This window comes from Achromobacter maghribensis (assembly GCF_057334215.1).
Genome location: NZ_JBHFII010000034.1, coordinates 29536 through 40021, shown reverse-complemented (window position 1 = coordinate 40021; position 10486 = coordinate 29536). Strand labels below are relative to the sequence as shown.

Here is a 10486-nt window from a genome sequence, read left to right as displayed (position 1 = left end):
GCGGGAGCCGCCGCGCGTCGGGCGGGATCAGGTGCCCGCGATGGCCATTTGCTCGATCAGGATCGAACCCGTGGTCTTGGTGCCGCGCGAAATGGTGTCCGCGCCCACGGCCACGATCTGCTGGAACATGTCGGCCAGGTTGCCTGCGATGGTGATTTCCTGGACGGCATGCTGGATCTTGCCGTTTTCGACCCAATAGCCAAACGCGCCGCGCGAATAATCGCCCGTCACGTAGTTGACGCCCTGGCCGATCAGTTCGGTGACGAGGAAGCCCGTGCCCAGCTTCTTCAGCATGGCTTCGAAGTTGTCGCCGCGCTTGGTCAGCGTGGAGCTGAACACCAGGTTGTGCGAGCCGCCAGCGTTGCCGGTGGTGGTCATGCCCAGCTTGCGGGCCGTGTAGGAAGACAGGAAATAGCCTTCCAGCACGCCGGCCGACACCACGTTGCGGTGGCGCGTGCGCACGCCTTCGTCGTCGAACGGCGAGCTGCCCATGCCACCGGGGATGTGGGGGTCTTCGGTCAGGTTGATGTGCTTGGGGAAGATTGGCTTGCCCAGCGAGTCCACCAGGAAGCTGGCCTTGCGATAGAGCGCGCCGCCATTGACCGCCTGGGTCAGTGCGCCGACCAGCCCCAGCGCCAGCGGTGCTTCGAACAAGACAGGAAACTTGCCGGTACGGATGCGGCGGGCCGACAGGCGGCTTAGCGTGCGCTCGGCGGCATAGCGGCCGATGGCCTCGGGCGACGCCAGCTTGGCTGGATCGCGTTCCGAGGTGTACCAGTAATCGCGCTGCATGCCGTTGCCGCGGCCCGCGATGGGCGCCACGGACAGGCTGTGGCGCGAATACGGGTAGCCGCCCATGAAGCCCCGGGTATTGCCCATCACGAACTGGCCTTCGTAGGTGCCCACGGAGGCGCCGTCGGTATTGGTGATGCGCGAATCGACGTCGCGCGCGGCGCGTTCGGCGCGCAATGCAAGTTCGGCCGCCTCTTCGGTGGACACGCTCCAGGCGCGGTGCAGGTCCAGGTCGGGGAATTCGGTGGCCAACTGGTCGGCGTCGGGCAGCCCGGCGGCCGGGTCGGCGGCGGTATGGCGAGCGATGTGCCAGGCGGCTTCGACCGTCTGGCGCAGGGCCGCTTCAGAAAAATCAGAGGTCGAGGCGGACCCACGGCTCTGGCCGGCGTAGACCGTCAGGTCCAGCGAACGGTCGCGCGTCTGCTCAACGGTTTCGATGTCGTTCTTTCGGACCGAGACCGACAGGCCCAGGCTTTCCGAGACTTCCGCCGCGGCGTCCGAGGCGCCGATCTGGCGCGCATAGGCGAGGGTTTGTTCGACGAGTTCGGAAAAACGCGCGTGATTCGCCGCCAGCGGCAAGGATGAGGAGGATTTAACCATTGCTGTCCAATTTGCAGAGACGGTTATCATAGCCAAGTCTGTCAACGCGCAGTTTTCCATGAATTCCCATACTGAAGAAGAATCCGTCGACGACGGTTACGATGAAAACGGCTACGACCGTCCCAGCAAGTCTCAGGTCAAGCGTGAAATGCACGCCTTGCTGGACCTGGGCAAACAGCTGATCGAACTGTCCCCCGAACGCCTCAAGCAGCTACCGCTGGCCGAACGCCTCTATGAGGCGATCCGCATGGCGCAGCGCACGACCGGCCGCGAAGGCCGCCGCCGGCAGATCCATTTCGTGGGCAAGCTGATGCGCGACGCCCCCGCCGACGAGATCCGCGCCCAGCTCGATGTCTGGGAAAACGGTTCGCGCGAGGAAACCGCCGCGATGCACCGGCTGGAAACGCTGCGCGACCGCCTGCTGGACGACGACGATCTGCTGACCAAGCTGTTGGCGAACAACCCCCAAGCCGATGCGCAGCAGTTGCGCACGCTGATCCGCGCCGCGCGCAAGGAAAAACTGGCCAACGCCGCGCTGCTGCAAGGCCAGGAGCCGCAGAAGAAGCACTATCGCGCGCTGTTCCAGGCGCTGAAGACCCTGACGCTCTGATCCCTCATCCCTGATTTTTCCCGCCGGCCGTCCATGAACGCATCTACCGACCTGCTCGATTGCATCGAGATCGAAACCGCCCCCCACCCCACGCACGCCGTGATCTGGCTGCACGGCCTGGGGGCCGACGGCAATGACTTCGCGCCCATCGTCCCGGAACTGGACCTGCCCAAGGGCCTGGGGGTGCGCTTCGTGTTCCCGAACGCGCCGGTGCAGCGCGTGACGATCAACAACGGCATGGCGATGCGCTCGTGGTACGACATCCTGGTGATGGATCTGGTGCGCGTGGAAGACGCCAAGGGCATCCGGGCGTCCGAAGCCGCCGTCCACAAGCTGATCGCGCGCGAAAACGCCCGGGGCATCCCCACGTCGAACATCGTGCTGGCCGGCTTTTCGCAAGGCAGCGCCATGACGCTGCACACCGGCCTGCGCCTGCCGGAAAAGCTGGCAGGCATGATGGCGCTATCGGGATACCTGCCCCTGGTGGACACCGCCGAGGCCGAACGCCACAGCGCCAACAACGCCACGCCGATTTTCATGGCCCACGGCCAGTACGACCCGGTCGTGTCGCTGGCGCGCGCCGAGGCGTCGCTGGCCGAGCTGAAGCGGCTGGGCTACGACGTGCGCTGGCACACCTACCCGATGCCGCATTCGGTCTGCGCCGAAGAAGTCCGCGATATTTCGGCGTTTTTGAATAGCGTGCTGGCCTGATCGGGGCTTGACCCCGGGCTGAACTCGGACGGATCCCGGGTTCGGCCGTGACGCCCCGTCCAAACGGCTAAAACCGTCTCTTGTATACCAAGTGGTATTCCAGCCCTGAATTTTCCCGGCTGCGCTGGCGCTCGTCCATAGAGAAAAACGCCAATCCCAAAATGCTTGTCGCCCATTTGTATTGAATATAGTATTCGATCCATGCCTTGCGGCCCGGGCAGCGATCGTTCGGGCTTCCCTGTTGTTGTCGATTCCATCCCATTGGCCGCGTTGCGCCGGGTTCGGCGCGCCATACAAGACGCAGGAGAAAGTCCCGTGAAATCCTTGCCATTGCCCCGCCTGGCGGGCGCGGCGCTGCTTGCGCTGTTTGCCCCGCTGGCCGCCCACGCCGAAGCCCTGAATCCCCCCGTGAAAGTCCGCTACGAAGAGGTGGTGCGCTCCATCCTCTACGTGCCCAAATACGTGGCCCTGTCGCAGGGCTACTTCAAGGACGCCGGGCTGGACGTGTCCATGAAGACATCCCAAGGCACGGACAAGGGCATGACCGCCCTGCTGTCAGGCAGCGCGGACATCGTGCTGATCGGGCCCGAGGCGTCCATCTATGTGCAAAACAGCGAATCGCCGGTCAAGCCGAAAATCTTCGCCGGGTTGACGGCCACCGACGGTTTTTTCCTGTTGGCTCGCAAGCCCGTCGACAAGTTCGACTGGTCGATGCTCAAGGGCAAGGACATCATCGGCTTTCGTCCGGGATCCAACCCCATCGTTTTCCTGGAAACCGCGTTGCGCAAGCACGGCCTGGACCCGCAGAAGGACGTGAAACTGCTGAATAACATCGGCATCCCGGCGCGCGCCGGGGCATGGATGGCGGGCCAGGGCGAATACGGCATTTTCCTGGAGCCCGAGGCCGGTGAACTGGTGCGCAACGGCAAGGGTTATATCGTGGCCTCGGTCGGGCATGAAGTGGGCCAGGTGGACTACACCGTCTTCACCGCCACCGACAAATACATCCGCGACAACCCCAAAGTCATCCAGGCCTGGACCGACGTGGTCTCGCGTGCCGAAAAGTATGTGAAGGACACGCCCGCCGCCACGCTGGCCCCACAGATCATGACGTTCTTTCCCGGCATGGACACGGGCGCGGTTACCGAGGCGATCGACCGCTACAAGCAATACCAGATCTGGAAGACGTCGCCGCTGGTCACGGCCGAAGCCATGTCGAAGCTGCAGGACATGCTGATCGCCAGCGCCGTCATGAAGGACACCGCCCGCGTCAAGTATGAAGACGTGGTGGTGGCCGACTTCGCCAAAAAGGCGCCGTGATGGGAGCCGCCGTCCACAACCTGAAGCCGGCCGCCGCCACGGCGAAGATCGAGCTGCGCGACGTCTGCCTGTCGTACTTCACGACCGAAGGCGAAACCGAAGCGCTGTCGAACGTGTCGTTCACGCTCGCACCGGGCGAATTCGTCAGCTTGATCGGGCAAAGCGGATGCGGCAAGAGCACCCTGCTGTCGCTGATCGCCGGACTGATCCCGCCAACCTCGGGCGCCGTGATGATCGATGGCCAGGGCGTGACCAAGCCCAATCCGCGCATCGGCTACATGCTGCAGCAGGACTACCTGTTTGAATGGCGCACCATCCTGGACAACGTGATGCTGGGCGCCGAAATCCAGGGCAGGCGCGATGCCCGCAGCGAGGCGCGCGCCGTGCATCTGCTGGAAAAGTGCGGGCTGGGCGCGTTCCTGTCGCACACGCCGCGGCAATTGTCGGGCGGCATGCGGCAACGCGCCGCGCTGGCCCGCACGCTGGTGACCGAGCCGGACGTGATCCTGCTGGACGAGCCGTTTTCGGCCTTGGATTCGCAGACGCGGCTGGCGATCTCGGATGAAGTCGTGGATATCCTGCGGCGCGAAGGCAAGACCGTGGTGCTGGTCACGCACGACATCGGCGAAGCCATCGCGATGACGGACCGCGTGATCGTGCTGTCGCGCCGCCCCGGCAGGCTGAAAAGCCAATACCGCATCCACTACGGCGACGGCGCGCGGCCCACGCCTTTCCAGGCGCGCTCGCGGCCGGAATTCAATACTTACTTCAAACAGCTCTGGGACGAGCTGGACGTCCACGTGGAGGGTTGACCCATGAATGCGCCCATCGCCAATACCGTCCCGCTGCGCGCCGTGCCGGCACCCAGCGCGAAGTACCTGGACTACCTGCGCCGCGACCGCGCCCGCAAACGCAACATCCGCCTGACGCAGGCGCTGCTGCTGGTGGTGTTTCTATGCGCGTGGGAAATCCTGCCGCGCATGCACGTGCTGAACCCGCTGCTGACCAGCTACCCCAGTGCGCTGTGGCCCACTTTCATCGAATTGTGGACCAACGGCCAGCTGGGCAAGCACATCATGACCACCCTGTCGGCCACGCTGGTCGGCTTCACCCTGAGCATGGCGATCGGCATCGTGGTTGCCGCCGCGCTGTGGTGGTCGGACTTCCTGTACAAGGTGCTGGACCCCTTCCTGGTGGTGGCCAACGCCATGCCCAAGATCGCCTTCGTGCCGATTTTCTACCTGTGGCTGGGGTCGGACTACGCCGTGTACGGCATGGCCGTCGCGATTGCGGTGTTCGTCACCATCATGGTGGTCTATGCGGGCTTTCGCGGCATCGATCTGAACAAGGTCAAACTGGCCCACACGTTCGGCGCCAGCCGCTGGCAAGTGCTGACCAAGGTGGTGCTGCCCGGCAGCGTGCCGACGCTGATCGCCGCCGTGAAGATGAACATCGGCCTGGCGCTGGTGGGCGTCATCGTGGGCGAATTCCAGTCGGCGGATTCCGGCCTGGGCTTCCTCATCATGAACGGCAGCCAGGTGTTCAAGCTGAACATCGTCATGACCGCCATCGCCATGCTGGCGCTGATTTCCAGCGTGATGTACCTGATCATCTATCGCGTCGAGGCCGCCGTGGCGCGGCGCTACGGATAAGGAACGACCATGGAATTTCCGCAATGGGTACAGGATCGCGTCGTGGCCCGGCAGGGCTGCCTGCATCCGTACGACGAACTACCCGCCGCCCGCACGGCGGTGATCGTGGTGGACATGCAGCAGTACTTCACGCTACCCGGCTACCAGGGCGAATGCGCGCCGGCGCGCGAGATCATCGCGCCGGTGAACCGCCTGTGCGACGCTGTGCGTGCGGCGGGCGGCACGGTCGTCTGGGTGCAGACGGCCTCCGACAACGCCGATGCCTTCTGGTCGCATCACCATGGCGTGATGCTGACGCCCGAGCGCAGCGCCCGCCGTCTTGAAACGCTGCGCCGCGATTCCCCGGGCTTCCAACTGCACCCCGACCTGCATGCGCACGAGTCGGACCTGCGCGTGGTCAAGCGTTTCTACAGCGCCATGGCGCCCGGCTCGTCCGAGCTGGAGCCCCTGCTGCGCGGGCTGGGCGTGGACACGCTGCTGATCGCCGGCACCGTCACCAACGTGTGCTGCGAATCCACGGCGCGTGACGCCATGATGCGGGACTTCCGCACGATCATGGTGGATGACGCGCTGGCGGCGGTCACGCCCGCCGAGCACGAGCATGCGCTGCATGGCTGGATGCTGTTCTTTGGCGACGTGCTGTCGGTGGATGAAGCGGCGGCGCGGCTGACGCCGCGCGTGGCGGCCAGGAAGAGCGCCTGAAGGCGGCCTGATCCCCGCGCGCCGCGCGGAATCAGGCCGGGAATCCGGACACCGTCAGGCCGCCGCCGCGCGGCCGTATCAGGCCAGGCCCAGCCAGACTCGGCGCATCGTCGGGTCTTCGGGGTCCGCGTCGTTGGTGAAGCCCAGGCTGGTCATCAGCGCCAGCATGGGCCGGTTCGTCGACAGCACCAGGCCGTCGATGTATTCCAGCCCCTGTTCGCGCGCGGCATCGATCAGCGCCGTCATCAGTTGGCGGCCCAGGCCGCGCCGCTGCCAGTCGTCGCCGATGACCAGCGCGTATTCCGCCCCCCGCCCGTCGGGGTTGCGCAGGTAGTGCGCGAACCCGACGATGACCTCGCGCGGATGGCCGCGATTGGCCGGGTTGGGCACTTGCGTCGCCGCCACCAGCGCCAATTCGCGGTGGTAGTCCACCTGGGTGTAGCGCGACACCATGCGCGGGGTCAGTTCGCGCATCATCGACACGAAGCGCATGTAGCGCGAACGTTCCGACAAGCCACGGATGAATTCCTGCAGGGCTTCGCCATCTTCCGGGCGGATCGGGCGCAGCACCCACGGGATGCCGTCGCTGAATCGGCGCACTTGCACCAGGCGTGTCGGGTAGGGGTGGATCGCCATGTGCGGATAGCCCGAGGTCTGCGGCGTTGCGCAGCCCGGGGTTTCGGTCAGCATCAGGCGCAGGCCACCCGCGCGCAGATGCGTTTCACCGGCGTAGAGGGGGTCGATGTCCAGCGTTTCGATGTCGGGTAGCTCGGACACCATTTCAGACACCAGCACCACCGCTTGCTGCAAGGATTCGGCGGCGATATGGCCGATGCGCGGTGCCAGCACGCGGCGCCACAGCCGGCTGCGTTCGATCAGCTGGCGCGCCAGGAAGCCGTTGAGCGGCGGCAGGTCCATGCCGCGGTCGGACGCTGACAGCATCGCGTCGGGGCCGCCCGCGCCAAAGCGGATGACGGGGCCGAATTGCGGATCGCGCCGCACGCGGATCGCCATGGGCCGGGATTCGGGCTCGGCCGCGGCCACGTCCACGGGCATGTCGCGCAGCGGCACGTAGAACAGCCCTAGCAGGGTCCGGATCTCTGATGTGTTCAATTCGCGCCGGCAGTCGGCGCGCACCCGCGCGATGACGTCGCGCGCGGCGGCGAGGTCGGGCACGTGACTGGGGGGCTCTTGCGGCTGCGTCTGCAGCAGCAACTGCTGGTTGTAGTGGTGCGAGGCCAGCACGCCAAAGGCGTCGGCGGCGGATTCCGGCGTGCGGAAGGCCGATGTGCCCGCGTCGTCCAGCATGCGCCGCAGCGGCCGCATGCCGGCGTCGCCCATGAAGCAGCTGACGACCGGTTTTTTTGCCTTGGGCGCGATCAGCGCCAGCTCGCGCGCGACGGCGGGCATGTCGGCCAGCGCGTCGGGGGCCAACAGCACCAGCACGCCGTCCACGCCGGTATCGTCCAGCACCGCTTCCAGGATGGCGCGGATGCGCTCCGGCGTCATCGGCATATAGGTGATGACGGGGTTGGCGCTGACGGCGTCCGGCTCCAGCATGGCTTCCAGCGCACGGCGCGTGGCGGGCGCCAGCTCGGCGCGCAGCACGGCGGCGTCGGGGCCGATCAGGTCCATGGCCAGCTGCGGGGGGCCGTTGCCGTTGGAGATCAGCGCCACGCGCCGGCCCTTGGGACGCCGCGTGTAGCCCAGCACTTTCACGGCCGAGAACAGCTGCACGAAGTAGCGCACCCGCACCGCGCCGGCGCGGCGCAAGGCGGCGTCGAAGATGGCGTCGGCACTGTCGGCGTCGGAGCGGCCGGCTTTCAGCACGATCACGGGCTTGACGCTGGCGGCCGCGCGCAGCGTGCTCATGAATTCACGGGCCGGCCCCACGTCTTCCAGATACAGCACGATGCTGTCGGTGCGTGGATCGCTGGCCAGGTAGTCCAGTACTTTCGACAGCCCCACGACCGCCTCGTCGCCCAGCGACACGGCGGTGGAAAACCCGATGTGCACGTCTTCGGCCCAATCCATGACCGCCGCCATGATCGAGCGCGACTGCGCCAGCAGCGCCACGCGGCCGGCGCGCGCCAGCACCGGGTGCTGGCTGAAATTCAGGCCGGCATGGGGACGCTGGGCGCCGAACGAGCGCGGGCCCAGCAGCTCGCAACGGTTTTCTTCGGCCCAGGCCCGGCAAAGGGCCAGCGTGCCGCGCGGATACGGATCAGGCAATTCGTGAGGCAGCAGGATCACGGCGCGCGGCGCCAGGGGCGACAGGCGCCGCAGCGTCTCGGGCAGCACCGCCGGCGATACGCAAACCAGGGCCAGATCAGGCCGTTCGCCGGGCGCCAGCCCTTCCAGGGCCGCGGGCAGCTCGGGCGCAGCCCCGGTTTCGCAGGCCACCACGGTGGTTTTCGCCTTGAGCGCGGGCGACAGGGAACCCGACGCCGGCAGGGGCCGGTCGGCAACGATCACCAGCGAACTGGGTTCGAACATCGGGGCAAGAGCGTGTCGCAGCATAGGGGGCAGGCCCTAATCTAAAATACCGTTCATCGTAACAAGACAATCCCGTCGTCCGCTTGATGTGGACCCTGCCTGACGCCGCTTTGTGGCGCCGCAGCCGCTATCATTGCCACCTATGACCTCCAACGCCTCCTCCCCCATTCGTACCCGTTTCGCGCCTTCGCCCACGGGCTTCCTGCACTTGGGCGGCGCGCGCACCGCGCTGTTCTCCTGGGCCTTCGCGCGCCATCACCAAGGCACGTTCGTGCTGCGCATCGAAGACACGGACGTCGAACGCTCCACGCCGGAAGCGGTGCAGGCCATCCTGGACAGCATGGAATGGCTGGGCATGCAGCCCGATGAAGGCCCGTTCTACCAAATGCAGCGCATGGACCGCTACCGCGAAGTGGTTGCGCAGATGCTGGCCGCCGGCACCGCTTACCACTGCTATAGCTCGCCTGAAGAAGTGGAAGCCATGCGCGAGGCCGCCCGCGCCCGCGGCGACAAGCCGCGCTACGACGGCACCTGGCGCCCCGAGCCCGGCAAGACGCTGCCCGCCATCCCCGACGGCCGCAAGCCCGTCGTGCGCTTCAAGAACCCCCAGGAAGGCGCCACCTCCTGGAACGACATGGTCAAGGGCACGATCAGCTTCGACAACACCGAACTGGACGACCTGATCATCGCGCGCCCGGACGGCACGCCCACGTACAACTTCTGCGTCGTGGTCGATGACTGGGACATGGGCATCACCCACGTGCTGCGCGGCGACGACCACGTCAACAACACCCCGCGCCAGATCAACATCTTGCGCGCGCTGGGCGCAACGCTGCCGGAATACGGCCACGTGCCGATGATCCTGGGCCCGGACGGCGAAAAGCTGTCCAAGCGCCACGGCGCCGTCAACGTCATGGAATACGACAACGACGGCTACCTGCCCGAGGCCATGATCAACTATCTGGCGCGCCTGGGCTGGAGCCACGGCGACGACGAGCTGTTCTCGCGCGAGCAACTGGTGTCCTGGTTCGACACCAAGCACTTGTCCAAGTCGGCGTCGCAATGGGATCCGAAGAAGCTGAACTGGGTCAACGCCCACTACATCAAGCAGATGGATAACGCGGAACTGGCCGAACGCGTGGCCCCGCGCGTGGCGAACCGGGGCGGCCATCCGGAAAAGATCGACCTGCCGGGCGTCATGGGCCTCTTGAAGGACCGCGCTGAAACGCTGGAGCAACTGGCCGACGGCGCCATGCTGTTCTGCGCCGAGTTCAAGCCCGCCGCGGCCGAACTCGTCGAACAACACCTGACCGCGCCCGCGCGCGAAGCGCTGGCCGATTTCGCCCAGCGCGCGCAGGACACCGAATGGACGCGCGAGGCCCTGTCCGCCCTGATCAAGGCCGTGCTGGCCGACCGCGGCCTGAAGATGCCGCAACTGGCCATCCCGCTGCGCGTGGCCGTCACCGGCCAGACGCAAACGCCCGCTGTCGACGCCGTGCTGGCCCTGCTGGGCAAGCAGACGGTGCTGACCCGCCTGGCCGCGATCTAACCCCCGCAGTCAACCGCCCGGGGGGGGGGGGGGGGGGGGGGGGGGGGGGGGGGG

Annotated in this window: 9 protein-coding genes; 7 read left to right on the top strand and 2 right to left on the bottom strand. The window is 66.4% G+C overall.

The window, feature by feature from the left end; all coding sequences use genetic code 11:
- Window positions 1–27: 27 nt before the first annotated feature.
- Complete coding sequence (pmbA, locus tag ACE039_RS13795) at window positions 28–1392, bottom strand: metalloprotease PmbA (RefSeq protein ID WP_448708685.1); 1365 nt, start codon at window positions 1390–1392, stop codon at window positions 28–30.
- A gap of 58 nt (window positions 1393–1450) precedes the next feature.
- On the opposite strand from pmbA, the gene yjgA reads away from it, so the two are divergent.
- From yjgA to ACE039_RS13765, 6 genes are all read left to right on the top strand, one after another.
- Window positions 1451–2002 (top strand): ribosome biogenesis factor YjgA, encoded by a 552-nt coding sequence (gene yjgA / locus ACE039_RS13790; RefSeq protein ID WP_313458137.1) that lies wholly within the window; start codon window positions 1451–1453, stop codon window positions 2000–2002.
- Between the two features lie 33 nt (window positions 2003–2035).
- Complete coding sequence (locus ACE039_RS13785; protein WP_105559316.1) at window positions 2036–2713, top strand: alpha/beta hydrolase; 678 nt, start codon at window positions 2036–2038, stop codon at window positions 2711–2713.
- A gap of 315 nt (window positions 2714–3028) precedes the next feature.
- A complete protein-coding gene (locus ACE039_RS13780; RefSeq protein WP_485822614.1) occupies window positions 3029–4033 on the top strand; it encodes an ABC transporter substrate-binding protein in 1005 nt (334 codons plus the stop codon).
- Window positions 4033–4845, top strand: a complete 813-nt coding sequence (locus ACE039_RS13775) for an ABC transporter ATP-binding protein (protein WP_105559318.1) — start codon at window positions 4033–4035, stop codon at window positions 4843–4845. Before ACE039_RS13780 ends, ACE039_RS13775 begins: the two co-directional genes overlap by 1 nt.
- Before the next feature lie 3 nt (window positions 4846–4848).
- Window positions 4849–5685, top strand: a complete 837-nt coding sequence (locus ACE039_RS13770; protein WP_485822613.1) for an ABC transporter permease — start codon at window positions 4849–4851, stop codon at window positions 5683–5685.
- Between the two features lie 9 nt (window positions 5686–5694).
- Entirely contained in the window at window positions 5695–6387 is a 693-nt protein-coding gene (locus tag ACE039_RS13765; protein ID WP_310034288.1) for a cysteine hydrolase family protein, read from the top strand.
- A gap of 78 nt (window positions 6388–6465) precedes the next feature.
- Here ACE039_RS13765 and ACE039_RS13760 read toward each other — a convergent pair whose 3' ends face one another.
- Window positions 6466–8907: a bifunctional acetate--CoA ligase family protein/GNAT family N-acetyltransferase gene (locus ACE039_RS13760; RefSeq protein WP_485822612.1), complete on the bottom strand. Its 2442-nt coding sequence runs from the start codon at window positions 8905–8907 to the stop codon at window positions 6466–6468.
- A 118-nt stretch (window positions 8908–9025) separates the two neighbouring features.
- On the opposite strand from ACE039_RS13760, the gene gltX reads away from it, so the two are divergent.
- Entirely contained in the window at window positions 9026–10432 is a 1407-nt protein-coding gene (gene gltX, locus ACE039_RS13755; protein WP_448709420.1) for a glutamate--tRNA ligase, read from the top strand.
- Window positions 10433–10486 lie beyond the last annotated feature (54 nt).

What these genes read in the sequence shown, in the direction of transcription:
- ACE039_RS13765 (WP_310034288.1), top strand. Translation starts at nt 5,695, where the DNA reads ATGGAATTTCCGCAATGGGTACAGGATCGCGTCGTGGCCCGGCAGGGC.
- ACE039_RS13760 (WP_485822612.1), bottom strand. Translation starts at nt 8,907, where the DNA reads ATGCTGCGACACGCTCTTGCCCCGATGTTCGAACCCAGTTCGCTGGTG.
- gltX (WP_448709420.1), top strand. Translation starts at nt 9,026, where the DNA reads ATGACCTCCAACGCCTCCTCCCCCATTCGTACCCGTTTCGCGCCTTCG.
- ACE039_RS13770 (WP_485822613.1), top strand. Translation starts at nt 4,849, where the DNA reads ATGAATGCGCCCATCGCCAATACCGTCCCGCTGCGCGCCGTGCCGGCA.
- yjgA (WP_313458137.1), top strand. Translation starts at nt 1,451, where the DNA reads ATGAATTCCCATACTGAAGAAGAATCCGTCGACGACGGTTACGATGAA.
- pmbA (WP_448708685.1), bottom strand. Translation starts at nt 1,392, where the DNA reads ATGGTTAAATCCTCCTCATCCTTGCCGCTGGCGGCGAATCACGCGCGT.
- ACE039_RS13775 (WP_105559318.1), top strand. Translation starts at nt 4,033, where the DNA reads ATGGGAGCCGCCGTCCACAACCTGAAGCCGGCCGCCGCCACGGCGAAG.
- ACE039_RS13785 (WP_105559316.1), top strand. Translation starts at nt 2,036, where the DNA reads ATGAACGCATCTACCGACCTGCTCGATTGCATCGAGATCGAAACCGCC.